Below are 19325 nucleotides of genomic sequence, written 5' to 3'. Positions count from 1 at the left end.
GGTATGCTTATGGGGGATTCCTTTTAAAAAGGAGTCCCTTTCTAAAGACGTAGGAGGTAGCCTGAATGAATTTCATTGGTAGTCTGTTCTTCGTTCTGGCCATGACGAAAGCGGACCAAGCTGCGATTGATAGATTTTCTACATTTTATAAATTTTATTATCTGCAGGCGCCAAATGCGAAAACTGCAAATTGGCTCTTGTTTTTGACTATTGCAGCACTTTGCATTCTCGTATATAAACTTGGGTTTGCTAAGAAACTGCCATTGTTAAAATCCGCAATTATTTATTTCTTTCTGTTTATTGGGTGTACAATACTTACTTTTCTCGGGATTTTTCTTCCGATTGCAGAAGGGCTTGTCGTAGCGGCACTCATATTGATCATTTATAAGATCAGGCTGAACAGGGAGAAAAAAGCGGGGACATTCAATAATTAAGAAAAACCGGGCAAAAAGCAGCCCGGTTTTTCTTATTAAAAATCCTTTTCCTTCCCTTTAAAACTGTATAGCTGAAACTGCCCGCTTGCATGGCGCGCTTTTGTTTTCTCTTCAATTCTTTTATGGCATTCATCGCACATATAAGTATGAATCGGCCTGTTCCTTAACTTTTTGGCAAGGGGTGTGTCATTTCCCAGTTCGTGCTGATTATCGCAAATGACGCATTGCACTTTCATTACGGCCACCTCTGTAAAAGAATAATGTTCTTTTACAAACCATTATACCATGTTGCAGCCTGATTCTTACATGATAAATTTCTCTTATGGCCTGTTGCTATTCCGTTGATTGCTTTTCCTGCTCCTTTTGGATTTGGCGGGTGTCCTGCCTGTCCATTTCCTGATCCTGTTTTTGAGGCGCTTCCTGAGGGTTTTTATTATTTTCCTGAGGAGGCAATTCAGGCATTACCCTTCCTGTAATATCGGCCAATTCATTGATGATCCCCTGCATGGGCATGCCCTTGGATATGTCATCTTTAATTTCTTTCAGTCTTGCATTGATATCGGGATCGGCGACCACGATAGCCCCGGCACCTCTCGGATCGTGCTTGATGCTTTCAGCGACTGAATATTTGATGGACCCCACTTTGGATCGGTCCAAATCTTTATCCACGTCTATGCCGATAATAGCGTAATCCCCGGCAACTACAGCTGTTGCATTTTTTACCTGAGGGATGTCGGAGGCGAGCCCGGCTAAATAATTTGCTCTGTCTTCATCGCTGTTTCGGGCGTTATCCTGACGGCTTATTTCAGTTTTTGTGTTTTGAAGGGAGGGATTCCCTCCATCCCTTTGCTCCCCGTTCATCTGGCCGCACGCTGCGAGTATGAGAATGATGAAAATGTATGCTGCTTTTTTCAATATGCTTTCCTCCTGTCTTTTTGCCAACTATCATTATTTATATATTGTGCAATATGGCTTCTAAGTTTATGCACAATTACATATATTTCAGACAAAGAGCTGTCCCTTATGACACTTTCTAATGGAACCGGCCGATCTACAGCATCATATGATATTAAAAAGGAGCAGGAGGCATCAATTTGACGAAAATATACGTGTTAGATACGAATGTCTTGTTGCAGGATCCCAATGCCGTCTTTTCGTTCCAGGACAATGAGATTGTCATCCCGGCGGTTGTGCTGGAAGAATTGGACTCAAAGAAGAGGTATATGAACGAGATCGGCAGGAATGCAAGGCATGTTTCCAAATTGATAGACGGCTTCAGACTGACCGGAAAACTCCACGAAAGGATAGCTTTGGAAAATGGAGGGACATTGCGAATTGAGCTCAACCACAGGTCATTCCACCAGCTGCAGGAGATCTTTTTAGAAAAGACGAATGATAACCGTATTTTGGCGGTGGCAAAAAACATCGCAATGGAGGAAGAGAAGAAAGAAAACGGGAAGCCCGTCATCATCGTCAGCAAAGATGCTCTGTTAAGAGTGAAGGCAGATGCCCTTGGACTGCAGGCGGAAGATTTTTTGAGCGACCGTGTAGTGGAAGTGGATCATTTATATACCGGAACACAGGAGATTTTTATTAATATCGACTTATTAAGAATTTTTTATGAAACAGGCGAAATTTCATGTTTGGATATCGCAAACGGCAAACCAATGCATCCGAATCAGTTTATCGTCATGAAGGATGAGCTTGGAAGTTCATCATCAGGGCTTGGAATCGTTGATGAAACAGGAACGATGATTAAAAAATTGATTACCCACTTTGATTCTATTTGGGGAATCAAGCCGAGGAATGTCCAGCAGACAATGGCGGCTGAGCTGCTTTTCCGCCAGGATATCCAGCTGGTTACAATGATCGGAAAGGCTGGTACCGGGAAGACTCTTTTGGCCCTGGCAGCCGGATTGATGCAAACCGAAGATATGAAAAAATATAAAAAACTTCTTGTCGCTCGGCCAATCGTTCCGGTGGGAAAGGATATCGGATATTTGCCGGGAGAGAAGCAGGAAAAATTAAGGCCATGGATGCAGCCGATTTACGATAATCTTGAATATCTGTTCAATACGAAAAAGCCCGGCGAGCTGGATTCGATTTTGGTGGGGATGGGTTCCATTGAGGTTGAAGCACTGACATATATAAGGGGGCGGAGCATCCCCAAGCAGTTCATTATCATTGACGAAGCCCAAAACCTTACAAAGCACGAGGTGAAAACAATATTGACGAGAGTAGGGGAAGGAAGCAAAATTGTGCTGATGGGAGATCCGCAGCAAATCGATCATCCATACCTTGATGAATTTAATAACGGTTTGACGTATGTTTTGGAAAAGTTTAAAGGGCAAAGTGCAGCAGGCCATATTAAGCTGGTCAAAGGGGAGAGATCTGATTTGGCGCAGCTTGCAGCAGATATTTTATAAACACATAAAGAAAAGCGCAAGGCGCGCAGCCTTGGGCGAAAAGCTGAACTACGCTTGCGAAGGCGCAGTTTGCCTTCAAAAACGATTGGCTTAATCCTTGCGCCGATCGCGCCTGGCTGGACATGCCACATCGCCATTCTATATAGAAGGTACGGTCAAATCTTTTACTTTAACAGTAAAAAACAGGCGCCCGAAACGCCTGCTATCGCTTTATTGCACTCGAAACCCCTTTACATTCTTTATGGGGTTTTCTTTATTGGAGCCATCCGGGTATAAGACATGAACGGGCCCGTCTTCGCGGAGGGGTTTGCCATTCTTGGAAAAGGCAAGAATCAAATCTTTGGCTTCCTCAAGCGGCACTGAATATTCGCCGGATGAAGTTTCAATGACAAGCTCCGAAGCCCCAGGCTCCGGCTCGGCATTTTCCAGGAACGGTTTCAGCGCAATGCCGAATGAACCGGTCAATACTTTCACCTTCTCAAATTGTCTTTCCGACTTCAGTGTAGGTGGTGATACAGCACCTTCTTTGATCACGCGGTCCCAGTGTTTTGAAGCCACCGTAAATTCTACCTCATCGGGATCTTTTTCATTTTTTTCTTCTGTAAAATATGTATTCAAATCTATGCGCCGGTCATCAAAGATCCATACTCCGGCGTCCAATGTAATCGGAAATTTCACTCTCCCCTTAATGGGCATGATTGTATTCATTCATATTACCTCCTTTTCCACTCCAGTTAGTATAACTCTAAAAAAATGAAATGAAAAGTTTGGGCGAAAAAGCTGAATATATCTTTTATAATGCTAATTCCGGAAAGATAACTGAAAGCGATGACTGCCTGCAGCTTAAGAAAGACAAAATTAACGGACAATCCCTTGCAATTTCGTAGTATTAGGGTTAAAATTTACAGATAGTATTGTCTATTTGGCCGCAAGATAGGGGGATTAAATGTGGTGTCTGATATGAAGCTGAATCATCGGGAAAAAGCCTATGCCCTTTTGAAGGCAGACGCAGAAAAAATCTTGCGTTTGATTCAGGTGCAAATGGACAACTTAACAATGCCTCAATGTCCTTTATACGAGGAAGTTCTTGATACTCAAATGTTTGGCTTTTCTCGTGAGATAGATTTTGCCGTCCGCCTTGGCCTGGTTGACGAAAAGGACGGAAAAGAGTTGATTTTTTCATTGGAAAGGAAACTGTCTGCGCTTCACGAAGCATTTACTGAAAGTGAAAAATAAAAAGGTGCAAGCTGCATACGTCTCACTGAACAGTTAAGCTCAAACAGTTCGTTTGTAATTGTTTGAGTTTTTTCGTCTAATTGAATGGCCGAATCCAACTCTAAAGACAGGAAGCTTGATTTTTACAGAAAACTTGTAATCTGTTATTCCCTGCTCCTGCGAAATCTGAATGATAGATTGGATGGAAAGTATGTTAAAAAAAATCTTGAAATCATATGACTACTCAATCATTACAGTATATTTGCTGCTTTGCTTCTTTGGATTAATCATGATTTACAGCGCAAGTATGGTGATGGCCGTTCAATATTATGAGTATCCGGCAGATTTCTTTTATCAAAAGCAAAAAATCAATTTGGCAGCAGGTTTTCTGTTTTTTTTGTTTTTTGCCCTATTTCCATATAAAGCATTTAAAAGTAAAAAATTTCTAGTTTTCATTACAATAGCCGCGATCATTGGGCTGATCGCTGTAGATGTTTTCGGACATGCAACAAACAACGCCCAAAGCTGGATTAACGTAGGTACAAGGAAAATCCAGCCTTCGGAATTTGCCAAGCTGAGCGTCATCGTTTATTTATCAGCTGTGTACTCCAAGAAACAGGCATACATAAACCAGCTGGACAAAGGTGTCATGCCGCCATTGATGTTCCTCATTTTTGTTTGCTTTCTCATTGCCATGGAACCGGATAATGGGACAGCTCTCATCACCTTTCTAATCGGCGCGATGATCATTTTGTGTTCCGGGATGCGTTTGAAAACAATATTCAAACTTGGCTTGATGGGTCTGCTTTTAGCGGCTGTTCTGGCTCCGTTTGTCATTTTAAAATCCGATAAGATCTTTACTGACACCCGGCTTGGAAGAATCTATGGATTTTTGGATCCGTTTGGAACAGGCCAAAACGAAGGCTTTCAATTGGTAAATTCGTTTTTGGCCATTGGCTCGGGGGGATTGAAAGGCCTGGGGCTGGGCCAGAGCGTCCAAAAACTTGGGTATCTGCCCGAAGCACATACCGACTTTATCATGGCGATTATTGCAGAGGAGCTGGGGGTTTTTGGGGTCGTATTTGTACTGGCGGGCCTAAGCTACATTGTCTTGCGGGGAATTTATATCAGTACAAGAAGCCGCGACCCATTTGGCAGCATGCTGGCCATCGGCATATCCGGAATGATCGGAATACAGTCATTCATAAATTTAGGGGGCATGTCGGGAATTATCCCGATTACCGGTGTGCCGTTGCCATTTATCAGCTATGGGGGGTCCTCCATCCTCGTCCTTTCGATAGCGATGGGAATACTTGCCAACGTTTCGATGTTTAATCAATATGAGGAGAAATTCAAAACAAAAAATACTGTTCCTGTTCCCCGGACTGACAGATTACAGGAAGGCAGCCAAGAAAAGCGTCCATGGGTGAACCTTAAATAGATAAATGTTTATTAAGGGGAGATAGCTTATGACAAAGATTAACAAAGTACTAGTTGCCAACCGCGGGGAGATTGCCATCCGTGTGTTCCGTGCCTGCACAGAACTCGGAATCCGCACGGTAGCCGTCTATTCCCGCGAAGACTCGGGGTCCTATCACCGCTATAAAGCGGACGAGGCCTATTTGGTCGGGGAAGGGAAAAAGCCGATCGATGCTTATCTCGACATCGAGGGCATCATCGAAATCGCCAAACGTTCGGAGGCAGATGCCATCCATCCGGGCTACGGGTTTTTGTCCGAAAACATTGAGCTGGCGAAACGCTGTGCCGAGGAGGGGATCACCTTTATCGGTCCTGCCATAAGGCATTTGGATATGTTTGGGGACAAGGTCAAAGCGAAACACCAGGCAGTGCTTGCAGGCATTCCGGCCGTCCCGGGAAGCGATGGGCCGGTGGATAGCCTTGAAGAAGCTGCTGCCTTTGGAAATGAATACGGTTACCCAATCATGGTCAAGGCGTCCCTTGGCGGCGGAGGGCGCGGCATGCGCATCGTCCGGAGCAAAGGGGAATTGAAGGAAGCATTTGAACGCGCAAAGTCGGAAGCGAAGGCCGCCTTCGGCGATGACGAGGTTTATGTTGAAAAGTTCATTGAAAATCCGAAGCATATTGAAGTGCAGATCCTGGGGGATGCCCACGGGAACATCGTCCATCTGTTTGAGCGTGACTGTTCTGTCCAGAGGCGCCATCAGAAGGTGGTGGAGACAGCCCCATGTGTGTCGCTCAGTGAGGAAATGAGGGAGAGGATCTGCGGAGCTGCTGTCCAGCTGATGAAAAATGTCGGCTATCTCAATGCAGGAACGGTTGAATTCCTTGTAGAAGGGGACCAGTTTTATTTCATTGAGGTGAACCCGAGAATTCAGGTAGAGCACACCATTACAGAAATGATCACGGGAATTGATATTGTCCAGTCACAAATTTTGATTGCTGAGGGACATTCGCTCCATGGAGAAATCGTCCAAATCCCGAAACAGGAAAACATCAAGATAAACGGATATGCCATCCAGTCGAGGGTGACGACGGAGGATCCGCTGAATGATTTCATGCCGGATACCGGAAAAATCATGGCTTTCCGGACAGGCGGGGGATTCGGCGTCCGGTTGGATGCCGGGAACGGATTCCAAGGGGCTGTCATTACGCCGTATTACGATTCCCTGCTCGTGAAGCTGTCCACTCAGGCATTGACCTTTGAGCAGGCTGCAGCCAAAATGGTCAGAAACTTGAAGGAATTCAGGATTCGTGGAATTAAAACAAATATTCCCTTTTTGATTAACGTTATGCAGCACGAGCGGTTTATAACGGGCGAGTACGACACATCCTTTTTGGACAGTGCCCCTGAGCTGTTCTCTTTTCCTGAGAGCAAGGACCGCGGCACCAAAATGCTCACTTATATAGGGACAGTAACGGTCAATGGCTTTCCCGGCATAGAGAAGACAAAAAAACCTGTCGAACCCGATCCGAGGATTCCTTCCGTGCCGGCGGGCGAAAAAGTGCAGCGGGGCACTAAACAGATTTTGGATGAACACGGAGCCGAAGGACTGGTAGACTGGATCAGGCAACAGGACAAGGTTCTGATCACGGATACTACCTTCCGCGATGCTCATCAATCACTGTTAGCCACCCGGATCCGGAGCCGCGATCTCGTCCAGGCGGCCGAACCTACTGCCCATCTCTTGCCAGGACTCTTTTCCGTGGAGATGTGGGGAGGCGCGACCTTTGACGTTGCTTACCGGTTTTTGAAGGAAGATCCATGGGACAGGCTTGCAAAATTGCGGGAAAAGATGCCGAACATCCTGTTTCAGATGCTGTTTCGTGGTTCAAACGCCGTCGGCTATAAGAACTACCCGGATAATGTCATCAAGGCTTTTATTCAGGAATCGGCAGACGCAGGCATTGATGTCTTCCGGGTCTTTGACAGTTTAAATTGGGTTAAAGGCATGGAAGTGGCCATTGATTCCGTCCGCCAGTCGGGCAAGATTGCCGAAGCGGCCATCTGCTACACAGGGGATATCAACGATCCCGAAAGGCCGAAATACCATATCGACTATTACAAAGACATGGCCAGGGAACTTCAGGCACAGGGAGCACACATGTTGGCGATCAAGGATATGGCAGGACTCTTGAAGCCGGCAGCTGCCTATCGGCTGATCTCCGAACTGAAGGAAACGGTCGATCTTCCGATCCATCTGCATATGCACGATACGAGCGGCAACGGCATTCTCACATATACGAAGGCGATCGAAGCAGGAGTGGATATTATCGATACGGCACTCGGTTCAATGGCCGGCCTTACGTCCCAGCCAAGCTTGAACACACTATATTATGCACTCGAAGGGACGGACAAGGCGCTTGATGTCGACATCGATTCCCTGGAGAAACTTTCCTATTACTGGGAGGACGTCCGCAAGTATTATCGCGACTTTGAAAGCGGGATGCTCGCGCCTCATACTGAAGTGTACAGCCATGAGATGCCCGGCGGGCAGTACAGCAATCTGCAGCAGCAGGCAAAAGCAGTGGGGCTGGGAAGCCGCTGGGATGAGGTCAAAGACATGTATAGCCGGGTCAACCGCATGTTCGGCGACATCGTCAAGGTGACACCTTCTTCAAAAGTGGTCGGAGATATGGCACTGTTCATGGTGCAAAATGACCTGAACGAAGAAACGGTACTGGAAAGAGGACGGTCCATCGACTTCCCGGATTCCGTAGTCGAACTATTCGAAGGCTATCTCGGCCAGCCGCACGGAGGATTCCCGGAAGAATTGCAACGGGTGATTCTGAAGAATCGCGAACCGATCACTGTCCGGCCGGGCGAACTGCTCGAAGATGTGGATTTCGGCCAGCTCAAAAAAGAACTGGCTGAAGAGATAGGGCCTGACGTAACAGCGAAAGATTTGATCTCCTACGCCCTTTATCCGAAAGTATTCCTTGAGTATATCGCCACACTGAATCAATTTGGAGACATTTCGGTGCTTGATACTCCGACGTTTATCCATGGCATGAGGCTTGGAGAAGAAATCGAAGTGGAGATTGAGACAGGAAAGACACTGATCGTCAAGCTTGTCTCCATCGGCCAGCCGCAGCCGGATGGTACGCGGGTTGTGTACTTTGAACTGAACGGGCAGCCAAGGGAAGTCGTCATTAAGGATGAAAACATCAAATCGACCGTTGTGCTCAAACAGAAGGCGGACCCGAAGAACCAGGCCCATATCGGAGCCACGATGCCGGGAACCGTCCTGAAGGTCCTCGTCGAAAAAGGGGAGAAAGTCCAAAAAGGTGATCACCTTGTGCTCACCGAAGCGATGAAAATGGAAACAACGGTCCAGGCACCGTTTTCCGGAATCGTCAAAGATATATTTGTGCAGGCGGGAGACGCCATCCAGCCGGGTGATTTGTTGATAGAAGTGGAAAAATAAATCATACCCAATAAAAAATCTTGCGCAAAGTTAGCGCAAGATTTTTTATTGAGGAATCATATTTGGCGATTTGATTTTAGCCTCGGCACTTACATTATCATCCGTTTCTGAAACGGGCGAGTACTCCATGCTGCCTCTGGTGATCAGCATGATAAAATAGCTTAGAAGGCCAAAGAGGCATGTAATAAAAAGTGCATGTGCCAAAGCAACATAAATATTCAAGTCTGTAAATACTACTGCAGCTCCGGCTACAACCTGCATTGCAACAAGAATGAAAGCGGTGATCCAGCCGTTGACAACAACTTTTTGGTCTTTATACCTTTTGATGGCCATCCATGTAATATAGCCTATCCACAAAAAGATGAGCCCTGCCATAAAACGATGTCCCATTTGGATCCACTCATACATATTGGTTGGCAAGGAGAAAGGCGTGCTGTTTAAACAAAAAGGCCAATCTTTACAGACAAGGCTTGCCTCTGTATGCCGTACAAGGGCTCCTGTGTAAACAACTATATAGGAATATACTGTAACTCCGATTGTATGGTATTTCATTTTTTTATCCAGCTTGATTTTTGATGTATCCAGCTTCTTATCAACTTCGAAAATCAGCAGTGTCAAAAGAAATACTGCGGCAAAGGATATAAGCGAGATTCCGAAATGAAGTGCCAAAACAAAATCGGACTGGCCCCATACGACCGCAGCCGCCCCAATCAGCCCTTGGAGAATGATGAAGGAGACAGAAAGGATGGCAAGAGCTTTAGTTTCTCTCTGGTCCCCAATCGTTTTCCAGGCCCAAATTGAAAGAATCAGAACGAGCAAACCGGCGGCTCCGGAAACAACCCGGTGGGCAAACTCAATCACAAGTTCAACAGTGATATCGGTTGGTATCAGTTGGCCGTTGCACAGCGGCCATGACCTTCCACAGCCCATACCGGAGTCGGTCTTTGTAACCAAAGCACCGCCCAGAAGGACAAAAACCATTACAACCGTTGTAAGTACAGCAAACCATTTTAACTTCCGGTGCAAAATTTCACCCACTTATCTTTATTAAATTTTATTGGAATGATTAATTTCAACTTTGATACTACATAAACACATTTAAAAATACAACCGACAAATTTGTTAACACGGCCAAAAAAGGTGTAAACTTGAAAAAAACGATAAATTTTGATAGTAATGATATAGAGGTTGGTGAATTTTCGTCATAATATTCTTTTTGGGTGACACATTTTGGACAAAATAATGGCTGAATGCAATGTAAAAATCGTTGGATTATATGATTAAATATATTGTTGAAGGCCTATGTTCATAATCCTGTTCAACTGCACTCGGCTTTTCAACATCTGTATGCTACAATATGATGTGCGGGCGTGGGCCAATGCTTTCAGGAAAAGTTGAAAAAACAGGTAAATAAATGAACAAATACTGAAACATCTTACATAATGCAGGAAAACTGTTCCAAGATGGCCTATAGTAACAATGATATGTAAATACGTTTTGGAAAGGAGACGAGTGGAAAAAGATATGGAAAACAGCCGGAGCATATCTGAAGTGGAAGCCTCTCCTTCGACAGCCTGGTCGGATTTTATGGCCTTGATCAAAATTGGAATTGTTAACTCCAACCTGATACCTGTTTTTGCGGGGCTATGGCTTGCACTCATATATAATGGACAGCATTTTCTCCAATCCTTGGACACTGTTATTTTTACGCTGCTCGGGTCTGCCTTTATAATGGCCGGATCATGTGCTTTCAATAATTATATTGATCGGGACATTGATCCTATAATGGAGAGGACAAAATCAAGGCCGACGGTAACAGGGCGGATCAGCGGCGGAAAAGTCCTTACAGTAGGGTCCACCTTCGTGATATTGGGCTTGATTCTCATTTTTCTTACCAATGCAACAGCCGGTTTTATCGGTATCGTTGGGGTACTCAGCTATGTGGTGCTTTACAGCATGTGGGCTAAGCGGAAGCTTGTAAGCAACACTGTTATTGGAAGCTTATCAGGTGCGGTTCCTCCACTGATCGGTTGGGCGGCAATTGATCCGAGCCTGCCAACGATGGCATGGATGCTATTTCTGCTCATGTTCATATGGCAGCCGCCTCATTTTTATGCACTGGCCATGAGGAGAGCTGAGGAATACAGAGCAGCCGGCATACCTATGCTTCCGGTCGTGAAAGGTTTTGCTGCCACGAAGCGCAGCATCGTTATGTGGGTGGCTTTATTGCTGCCGATTCCTTTTTTTATGACGATGCTTGGAATACCATTTGTCGTATTAGCCACGCTATTAAATGTTGGATGGTTAGTGATGGGAATTGCTGGTTATAAAATGAAAAATGATATAAAATGGGCAACGCTCATGTTTGTTTATTCATTGAACTATTTGACCATTATTTTTACTGCAATGGTAATTTTCGCAGTTATTTAACTAGGGAATTCTTTCTTTTTTAAAGAAATCCAAATAGAAAGACCCGGTCCTTGCAACCACTAAGATATTTTACGAAAGAGGGGTTTGATTGAATTATGAAACTATGGCTGCAAAAGTGGCGTCTATTATCAGTTTTGGCGATATTGGCGCTCGTGCTTTCAGGCTGCGGCGAGCCTTTTCTATCGGGGCTGGTTCCCGCAGGAGAAGTTGGGAAACAGCAGTATGATCTCATTCTTCTCAGTTTAGGGATCATGACACTGGTAATCATTGTTGTAGTAATTATCTTTACTTTTGCTATCATTAAATTCCGGCGTAAAGATGACAGAATTCCAAAACAGGTGGAGGGCAGCCATACGCTTGAGATTGTATGGACTGTTATTCCGATCATCTTGCTTCTAATCCTTGCAGTACCGACAGTTGCTGTTACTTTCAGCCAAGGCGATGTTTCTGCAATTGATAAAAAAGACGCCGATGGAAACCGGGACGCTCTTGTTGTGAACGTCAATGCACACTTATACTGGTGGGAATTCGAATATCCGGATCTTGGGATTGTAACAAGCCAGGACCTTGTTATTCCAACAGATGAAAAAGTTTACTTCCAGGTAACAAGTAAAGACGTAAAACACTCATTCTGGATTCCACCATTAGGCGGGAAGCTGGACACAAACCCGGAAAACGTCAATAAATTCTGGTTGATTGCCGATAGTGACAAAGCTGAGGAAGCAGGCAATCTTTTCTACGGAAAATGTGCTGAGCTGTGCGGTCCTTCTCATGCGTTGATGGACTTCAAAGTAAAAGCATTGCCGCAGAAGGATTTTGAAAACTGGGTTGCCGATATGCAAAATGCAAAAGAGCCTGTTAAACCGACTTCTGACCTTGCAAAACAAGGTGAAGAAATCTTCAACCAAAGCTGTATTACTTGTCACGCTGTTACACCTGAGGCAAAACCAAGCGGGGAACTTGCTCCAAATTTAGCAGGGTTTGCCGATCGTGAAAGAGTTGCAGGGGTTCTCGATCACAATGAAGAAGAATTGAAAAAATGGATCAAAGATCCTGAAAAAATTAAACCGGGCAACAAAATGACAGGTACGTATCCGGAAATGTCCGATCAGGAATTGGATGCATTGGCTGCGTATTTGATGGAATTAAAGGTTCAACAATAATTAACGTATAACAAAGGGAGGTTTAATTGTGAGTACTATTGCTCAAAAAAGAAGTTTCGGAGCCGCTGTATGGGACTACTTGACAACTGTGGACCATAAAAAAGTCGGCATCTTGTACTTCGCCGCAGGGTTCTTCTTCTTTCTCCTAGGCGGAATCGAAGCTATGATTATCCGTATCCAGCTCGCAGTGCCTAACAATGACTTTGTGAGTGCCGGTACGTTTAATGAAATGATGACGATGCATGGAACAACAATGATTTTCTTTGCTGCCATGCCGATCCTTATTGGTTTTATGAATGCGATTATGCCTCTCCAAATTGGAGCGAGGGACGTTGCCTTTCCATTTTTAAACGCTCTTGGCCTTTGGCTGTTCGTCTTCGGGGGCTTGCTGGTGAACGTATCTTGGTTTCTTGGAGGAGCTCCTGACGCAGGTTGGACTTCCTACGCATCGCTTGCAATGAATTCAACCAGCCATGGTGTTGATTTCTATGTAACCGGAATTCAAATCTCCGGGTTTGGTACACTCATGGGGGGAATCAATTTCCTTGTAACAATTATTAATATGCGTGCACCAGGAATGACTTACATGAGAATGCCTATGTTCTCTTGGACGACATTCATCACATCGGCACTCATTTTGTTCGCATTTCCTCCGCTTACTGTTGCATTGTTCCTTTTGACTTTCGACAGAATGTTCGGGGCGAACTTCTTCAACGTTGCAAATGGAGGAAACACTATCATCTGGGAACACTTCTTCTGGATTTTCGGACATCCGGAAGTATATATTTTGATTTTGCCTGCCTTTGGTATTTTCTCTGAAGTCATCTCGACTTTCTCAAGAAAGAGATTGTTTGGATATTCATCAATGGTTTTCGCTACTGTATTGATCGGATTCCTTGGCTTCATGGTGTGGGCTCACCACATGTTTACTGTAGGGCTCGGCAACATTGCCAACGCGATTTTTGCGGTTGCAACAATGGCTATTGCTGTACCGACTGGTATTAAGATCTTTAACTGGCTCTTAACGATGTGGGGAGGAAGCATCAAATTTACTACTCCAATGCTTTGGGCAGCTGCTTTTATCCCTTCATTCGTTATGGGCGGTGTAACTGGTATCATGCAGGCTGCTGCTCCTGCCGACTATCAGTATCATGACACTTACTTTATCGTTGCCCACTTCCACTATGTAATCGTAGGTGGAGTAGTGTTTGGTATCTTTGCAGCTGTTCATTACTACTGGCCAAAAATTTTCGGAAGAATGTTGAATGAAACATTGGGTAAAATCACTTGGGCATTGTTTGTTATTGGATTCCATTTAACTTTCTTTATCCAGCATTTCCTTGGCCTAATGGGAATGCCGAGAAGGGTTTTCACATTCCTTGATGGACAGGGTTTGACTACTGGAAACTTGATCAGTTCCATCGGTGCTTTGACGATGGCTGTGGCAGTAATTGTATTGCTCATTAACATAGTAGTGACAGCTGCCAAAGGAGAAGCAGTTTCCAACGACCCTTGGGGCGATGGACGTTCCATCGAGTGGGCTATTCCTTCACCGCCGCCATTTTACAACTTTAAGCAACTTCCATTAGTTCGCGGACTTGATGCTTTCTGGTTGGAAAAAATGGAAGGCAGAACTGAAATGACGCCGGCAGAGCCTATCGGTGAGATTCACATGCCAAACGGATCATTTATTCCTTTCATGATCTCATTCGGTTTCTTTGTTGCATCTTTCGGAGCTATCTATCACCAAGAGCATGCTTGGGGAATTCCAGTATTGATTATCGGATTAGCCATTGCATTTGGTTCAATGCTTGTACGCTCCTTGAAAGACGACCACGGCTATCATATTCCTAAATCAGAATTGATGGATGATAGTGAGAAAGGAGTTAAAGCATAATGGCAGTTGAACAGCAATTTACTCCGGAAACATGGCCGGAGGCACCAGAGCGGGCCACTCTGGAAGGAAAAAATAAATTCTTGGGTCTCTGGTTTTTCCTTGGAGGCGAGACCGTTCTCTTCGCCTCCTTCTTTGCCACATATCTGGCCCTTAAAGATAAAGTTCCAAACAGCGACAGCCTGACCTCAACCGATGTTTTCGGCCTGCCGCTTGCATTCGCCATGACGATGCTGCTATTGACAAGTTCAGTAACAAGTGTATATGCGATCTATCACTTGAGGAACTTCAATTATAAAAAAATGCAACTATGGTTCATCATTACACTATTATTGGGTCTTGGGTTTTTCGTACTGGAAATTTATGAGTTTCATCACTACACGACAGAATTAGGATTTGGTTTTAAAAGCAGTGCCTTCAGTTCAGCCTTCTATACCCTGGTAGGATTCCACGGAGGCCACGTTGTTTTCGGTCTTGGCTGGATCACGGCATTGCTTGTACGTAACGCAAAACGAGGACTAAGTCTTTATAATGCGCCAAAGTTCTATTTGGCAAGTATTTATTGGCACTTTATCGACGTAGTCTGGGTATTTATCTTCACTGTCGTTTACTTAATGGGAATGGTGGGATAACGTATGGAAGATCAATACTTAAATTCAGGAAATCCGCGTGTTGATTATGAATACCGTCGCAGAAGAAACAAGGAACACATGCGCCATCAAGTGATCTCATTTGTCATCTCAATCTTTTTGACGCTGGTGGCATTCGGCGCAGTAGCTGCCGGATTTGATAAATGGTTTGTTATTCCGTTTATCCTTTTGCTCGCATTAGTGCAGGTAATCTTCCAATTATATTACTTTATGCATATGAGCGAGAAGGGGCATGAAGCGGTCCAGCTGTTTATATATGGAGGGGTCATTATCGGTTTCGTTACCCTTTTGGCCTTCTTGACCATCGTTTGGTGGTAAGTAAACTTTTAGCCAGTCGAATTTTTCGGCTGGCTTTTCTTCTTATTTGGCTGACATTGAAAGACACGCGGGATTGTCATCAACTTGTCATCCCGAATCGTTGAAGTAGGAGAACCTGCTAAGTATAATGGAAGGTAGAAGAAATTGTAAACCACAAAAGAGGTGAAGGCGGATGCCTTTAAGTATATTTGGTTTTCGTGCACTTTGGAGTCCTTATTTCATGATCTTCATTTTGCTCCTGGTTGCCGGCTACTTTTATTTGATGGTTAAGAAACGCCATCTTTTTAAAGACAATGAGCCTTTAAAAAAAAGCCAGGCTGCATTATTCCTGATCAGCATGCTGCTGCTTTATATCATTAAAGGATCGCCTGTCGACCTGATGGCACATATTATGTTTACTTTTCACATGGTCCAAATGGCTTTTCTTTATTTGGTCATACCCCCGTTGCTTATTTCAGGCGTACCAAACTGGGTATGGAAGCACATCATTGAGATGCCTTTCTTCAATGGGATGTTTCGTTTTTTTACAAAACCGCTGATTGCACTTGTTATGTTTAATGGATTGTTTTCCATTTACCATATTCCGATGGTGATGGACTATGTTAAAATGAACATTTTTCTGCACGCTTTTTATACAGTCGTATTGTTTATATTTGCCATTTTCCTTTGGTGGCCGCTTGTCAACAAATTGCCGGGACAATACCAGCTGCACGGCTTGAAGAAAATCGGCTATATTCTCGGAGACGGTGTACTTTTAACCCCGGCATGCGGGCTGATCATTTTTGCGCCGGAAGCAATGTATGCGACATACACCGATGGCGAGATGTGGATGAAGGCAATGGAGCTATGTGTGCCGGGTGCGACACTTGCCGGCTTAAGCATAAGCGGTCCCGAGTTATTTACGAATATGCCGGCCAGGGAAGACCAGCAGCTTGGCGGAGTCTTAATGAAAATCATCCAGGAGATTGTGCTGGCTACCATTTTGGCAAAAGTCTTTTTCGAGTGGTATAAAAAAGAATCGGCTGAAGTTGATCCAATTGATGAGAGTCTCATTCAAGGCGACCCCCATCCTGTGGATTAAAAGGGGGAGAAAATCCTCCTTTTTAAAAATCAGACAAGGAAGGAAATTGAAGTAGATGTCAGTTCCAATCTTACCGACTATCAGTACGGCATGTATTGTTATCAGTGCTTTGCTTGTGGCCATTGGCTGGGGAAAAATCAGGAATGGCCAAATTGAAAGCCATAAGAAAACAATGATTGCCGCAGCTGTTTTTGCCGTAATATTTTTTATCATCTATTCAAGCAGAACGGTTTTCATAGGGAATACATCTTTTGGGGGACCGGAGAATCTAAAGCTCTTTTACACCATTTTTTTAATTTTCCATATTACATTGGCAACCGTCGGTGCCGTTCTCGGAATCATTTCGCTATGGTCGGGCTTAAAAGACAAATTGAATATTCATAAGAAACTGGGACCTGTTACGAGCATTGTTTGGTTTGGTACAGGCATTACGGGTGTCTTTGTGTATCTATTCCTTTATGTATTGTATGAAGGAGGAGAAACGACATCCTTGATCAAAGCGATCCTGGGCGGTTGAAAAAGCATGCATGGCCTGAATACGGCTATGCATGCTTTTAAATTTTAAAATTTAATTTTATGATTCCTGCTTCCCTTGCTGTCTTAAATATAATAAGGAGCAGCGGACCAATAATAATTCCCAGTATGCCAAGAAGTTTTAGCCCCAAATACATTGCAATTAATGTGGCAAGCGGTGAAAGGCCCATATGGGTGCCCATCACCTTCGGCTCCACGGTGCGCCTGATAACTAGCAGGACAATGGCCAGTATCGCAAGTTTTGTTCCCAAAACCAAATTTCCCGACAGCAGGTGATACAGAGACCAGGGGCCGAGTACTATGATTGAGCCGATAATGGGAATAAGGTCAATGACCCATATAACCAGGGACATAATAATGGCGACCTTTGGTGATATCAATAATAGGCCGATCAGGCACACTGCAAAAATAATCAGGCTCACAAGGAACTGAGCCTTGAAAAAACCAACTACAACATGTGAAATCCGGCCTGTCATAAATTTGACCTTTTCAGACGTTTCATCAGTCAAGTGTCTGTAAATGCCGGACTGGATTTTTGGCAGATCAAGCATGAACAAAAATAAAGCAATTAAGTATACCAGGAAGCTGACAAGAAAATTCGGTATATAAGATAAGGCTGCACTGATATTCTCAATATTTAAATTTTGGCGGATACTGATGATGATCGTATTTAAAAAGCCGTTCACTTCCTCGGTTATGGAATGAACCACTTCTTCAGGAAGACCTTGGGCTGTATTCTTGAAATGCTCCTCATAATTTCTCCACATCTCAGAAACATTATTTACATACTGAGGAAAATCCTCAACTAATTTAACCGCCTGCCCTACTACCTTTGTAGTAACAAAGAAAATACAGATTCCCATAATGACAGTGAATACAGTAAAAACGATCATTACTACAAAATGCCTTTTTAAGGAAATTTTGTATTGAAGGAGTTTAACAAGCGGCTCCAGAATAAGGGCGGTTACCAATGCAGCAATCAAAGGTACGGATACCGGCATGATGAAATAGAAAGCCAGTGCAACAAGAACAATAAATATACCGATCGTCACATGTTTTCTTTTTATCCCAAACAAATCTCTCCTCCTTTATAAAATTCTTTATACAAATTATAGTATAGAGATCAAATTTTTTATATGGTTACAAAAAAAGAACACGGATATTTTCCGTGTTCAGGATGGTATCACTCTGCAAATACTTCAACTTCTTTCTTGATCGCCTCTAACATTTGGCTGCACTGTTTTACAAGTGAAGCAGGGAAAACCTCATCTTCTCCGTATTCCACACCATGGGGATAATAATGCTTTCCAAGCAGCGGGGTCATCAATTGAATCAAAGCTTTGCCGCTTCCTACATCTCCTTCAATGGCATAACCTGGAATACGCAAGTAATATGTACCTTCTTGAATAACAAATTTATGGTCGTATGTCACTCTTTCATAGTCCCATTGACCTGCACGCACCATGCGGTTTTTGCTCATTACTTCGTCAAGCCGGTTTAAATCAATTTTAAATGATTCTAATCCGATGTTTTCAAACTTCATATTAAAGTTCCCTCCTAATAATTCAGGCCGCTAGTATTACCCCATATTTTATAATAGTCGAAAAAACACCTTCTTGCAACGAAATCAAATATAATTTGCCTGCCGTCTCCCGGTCCGCGTTATGCACGTATAATCCGGCCAATATTGGTGACGATAGGAAACGTATGAATTGAAAAAATTGTTGAGGAGGAATAAGAAATGACCCATATTGGTGACATTATGACAAAGGATGTCGAAACTTGTTCGCTGAAAGATAATATCTTCGAAGTGGCTATGAAAATGAAAGAACTGGACGTCGGTGTCATACCGATTGTGGAAAATAAAAGACTGATGGGAATCATCACGGACAGGGATATCGTTCTTCGCTGTATCGCCGAAAAACAACCGCCTTCATCCAAGGTGGAAGATATTATGAGCGAAAACCTGTTTACAGTTTCTCCTGATACGACAACGCAGGAAGCAGCACGGTTAATGGCAAAAGAGCAGATTCGCCGCCTGCCGGTTGTCGAAAATGGAGAATTGGTCGGCATCGTCGCACTTGGGGATTTGGCGGTCAGGGATTTAACTGACAATCAGGCTAAGCATGCACTGTCAGAAATCTCGGAAGATGATGGAGAACAGGCGATACACTAGGTCCAATGAACAAAGGCGGAAGCGTCTGTTTATCGACGTACAGACTGGAGCGCTTCTGACGAGATAAAGGATAAGGAAGTGCGGAGAGTGCCTGCTT

19 protein-coding genes are annotated in these 19325 nt (G+C 44.0%); 13 read left to right on the top strand and 6 right to left on the bottom strand.

Features of this window, described 5'->3' with window-relative positions; genetic code table 11:
* Positions 1 to 65: 65 nt before the first annotated feature.
* The gene (locus tag FS666_RS08775; RefSeq protein ID WP_235870317.1) at positions 66 to 434 is read left to right on the top strand and encodes a YlaH-like family protein; all 369 of its coding nucleotides are present in this window, start codon (positions 66 to 68) and stop codon (positions 432 to 434) included.
* Positions 435 to 469: 35 nt separating this feature from the next.
* Here FS666_RS08775 and FS666_RS08770 read toward each other — a convergent pair whose 3' ends face one another.
* Entirely contained in the window at positions 470 to 670 is a 201-nt protein-coding gene (locus FS666_RS08770; RefSeq protein WP_120071752.1) for a YlaI family protein, read from the bottom strand.
* A gap of 97 nt (positions 671 to 767) precedes the next feature.
* Positions 768 to 1349, bottom strand: coding sequence for a YhcN/YlaJ family sporulation lipoprotein (locus tag FS666_RS08765; RefSeq protein ID WP_244943881.1), 582 nt, complete (start codon positions 1347 to 1349; stop codon positions 768 to 770).
* Between the two features lie 179 nt (positions 1350 to 1528).
* On the opposite strand from FS666_RS08765, the gene FS666_RS08760 reads away from it, so the two are divergent.
* Positions 1529 to 2860, top strand: a complete 1332-nt coding sequence (locus FS666_RS08760) for a PhoH family protein (protein ID WP_120071750.1) — start codon at positions 1529 to 1531, stop codon at positions 2858 to 2860.
* Between the two features lie 210 nt (positions 2861 to 3070).
* Here the strand turns inward: FS666_RS08760 and FS666_RS08755 are convergent, their stop codons facing one another.
* Positions 3071 to 3568 carry a molybdopterin-binding protein gene (locus FS666_RS08755; protein ID WP_120073963.1) on the bottom strand — a complete coding sequence of 166 codons (498 nt, stop codon included), beginning with the start codon at positions 3566 to 3568 and terminating at the stop codon, positions 3071 to 3073.
* A 252-nt stretch (positions 3569 to 3820) separates the two neighbouring features.
* On the opposite strand from FS666_RS08755, the gene FS666_RS08750 reads away from it, so the two are divergent.
* The 3 genes from FS666_RS08750 (at position 3821) to pyc (ending at position 8982) form a co-directional block, all read left to right on the top strand.
* The gene (locus FS666_RS08750; protein ID WP_390614825.1) at positions 3821 to 4096 is read left to right on the top strand and encodes an Fpa/YlaN family protein; all 276 of its coding nucleotides are present in this window, start codon (positions 3821 to 3823) and stop codon (positions 4094 to 4096) included.
* Between the two features lie 190 nt (positions 4097 to 4286).
* A complete protein-coding gene (locus FS666_RS08745; RefSeq protein ID WP_120073959.1) occupies positions 4287 to 5516 on the top strand; it encodes an FtsW/RodA/SpoVE family cell cycle protein in 1230 nt (409 codons plus the stop codon).
* 28 nt (positions 5517 to 5544) lie between these two features.
* Positions 5545 to 8982, top strand: coding sequence for a pyruvate carboxylase (gene pyc / locus FS666_RS08740; RefSeq protein ID WP_144460693.1), 3438 nt, complete (start codon positions 5545 to 5547; stop codon positions 8980 to 8982).
* Between the two features lie 45 nt (positions 8983 to 9027).
* Here pyc and FS666_RS08735 read toward each other — a convergent pair whose 3' ends face one another.
* A complete protein-coding gene (locus FS666_RS08735) occupies positions 9028 to 10008 on the bottom strand; it encodes a COX15/CtaA family protein (protein WP_120073955.1) in 981 nt (326 codons plus the stop codon).
* 498 nt (positions 10009 to 10506) lie between these two features.
* On the opposite strand from FS666_RS08735, the gene cyoE reads away from it, so the two are divergent.
* The 7 genes from cyoE to FS666_RS08700 all read left to right on the top strand — a co-directional run bounded on the left by cyoE (position 10507) and on the right by FS666_RS08700 (position 17035).
* Positions 10507 to 11412 (top strand): heme o synthase, encoded by a 906-nt coding sequence (gene cyoE, locus FS666_RS08730; protein WP_186306450.1) that lies wholly within the window; start codon positions 10507 to 10509, stop codon positions 11410 to 11412.
* Positions 11413 to 11507: 95 nt separating this feature from the next.
* Positions 11508 to 12575 (top strand): cytochrome c oxidase subunit II, encoded by a 1068-nt coding sequence (gene coxB / locus FS666_RS08725; RefSeq protein WP_120073951.1) that lies wholly within the window; start codon positions 11508 to 11510, stop codon positions 12573 to 12575.
* A gap of 28 nt (positions 12576 to 12603) precedes the next feature.
* Positions 12604 to 14472 carry a cytochrome c oxidase subunit I gene (gene ctaD, locus FS666_RS08720; RefSeq protein WP_120073948.1) on the top strand — a complete coding sequence of 623 codons (1869 nt, stop codon included), beginning with the start codon at positions 12604 to 12606 and terminating at the stop codon, positions 14470 to 14472.
* Positions 14472 to 15101 (top strand): cytochrome c oxidase subunit 3, encoded by a 630-nt coding sequence (locus tag FS666_RS08715; protein ID WP_120073946.1) that lies wholly within the window; start codon positions 14472 to 14474, stop codon positions 15099 to 15101. The genes ctaD and FS666_RS08715 overlap by 1 nt, the downstream gene beginning before the upstream one ends.
* Before the next feature lie 3 nt (positions 15102 to 15104).
* Positions 15105 to 15437 carry a cytochrome c oxidase subunit IVB gene (gene ctaF, locus FS666_RS08710; protein WP_120073944.1) on the top strand — a complete coding sequence of 111 codons (333 nt, stop codon included), beginning with the start codon at positions 15105 to 15107 and terminating at the stop codon, positions 15435 to 15437.
* 172 nt (positions 15438 to 15609) lie between these two features.
* On the top strand, positions 15610 to 16518 hold the full coding sequence (gene ctaG, locus FS666_RS08705) for a cytochrome c oxidase assembly factor CtaG (protein ID WP_120073941.1): 909 nt from the start codon (positions 15610 to 15612) through the stop codon (positions 16516 to 16518).
* Between the two features lie 55 nt (positions 16519 to 16573).
* Positions 16574 to 17035, top strand: a complete 462-nt coding sequence (locus FS666_RS08700) for a DUF420 domain-containing protein (protein WP_120073939.1) — start codon at positions 16574 to 16576, stop codon at positions 17033 to 17035.
* A gap of 37 nt (positions 17036 to 17072) precedes the next feature.
* On the opposite strand, the gene ytvI is transcribed toward FS666_RS08700, so the two are convergent.
* Positions 17073 to 18128, bottom strand: a complete 1056-nt coding sequence (gene ytvI / locus FS666_RS08695) for a sporulation integral membrane protein YtvI (RefSeq protein ID WP_120073937.1) — start codon at positions 18126 to 18128, stop codon at positions 17073 to 17075.
* 107 nt (positions 18129 to 18235) lie between these two features.
* Positions 18236 to 18595: a YugN family protein gene (locus FS666_RS08690; protein WP_120073934.1), complete on the bottom strand. Its 360-nt coding sequence runs from the start codon at positions 18593 to 18595 to the stop codon at positions 18236 to 18238.
* A gap of 198 nt (positions 18596 to 18793) precedes the next feature.
* Here FS666_RS08690 and FS666_RS08685 point away from each other — a divergent pair, with 198 nt between their 5' ends.
* A complete protein-coding gene (locus FS666_RS08685) occupies positions 18794 to 19228 on the top strand; it encodes a CBS domain-containing protein (protein WP_120073932.1) in 435 nt (144 codons plus the stop codon).
* Positions 19229 to 19325 lie beyond the last annotated feature (97 nt).

Source organism: Siminovitchia fortis, assembly GCF_007681465.1.
GTDB classification, from domain to species: Bacteria; Bacillota; Bacilli; order Bacillales; family Bacillaceae_C; genus Siminovitchia; species Siminovitchia fortis.
This window is presented reverse-complemented; position numbering and strand designations above follow the sequence as displayed.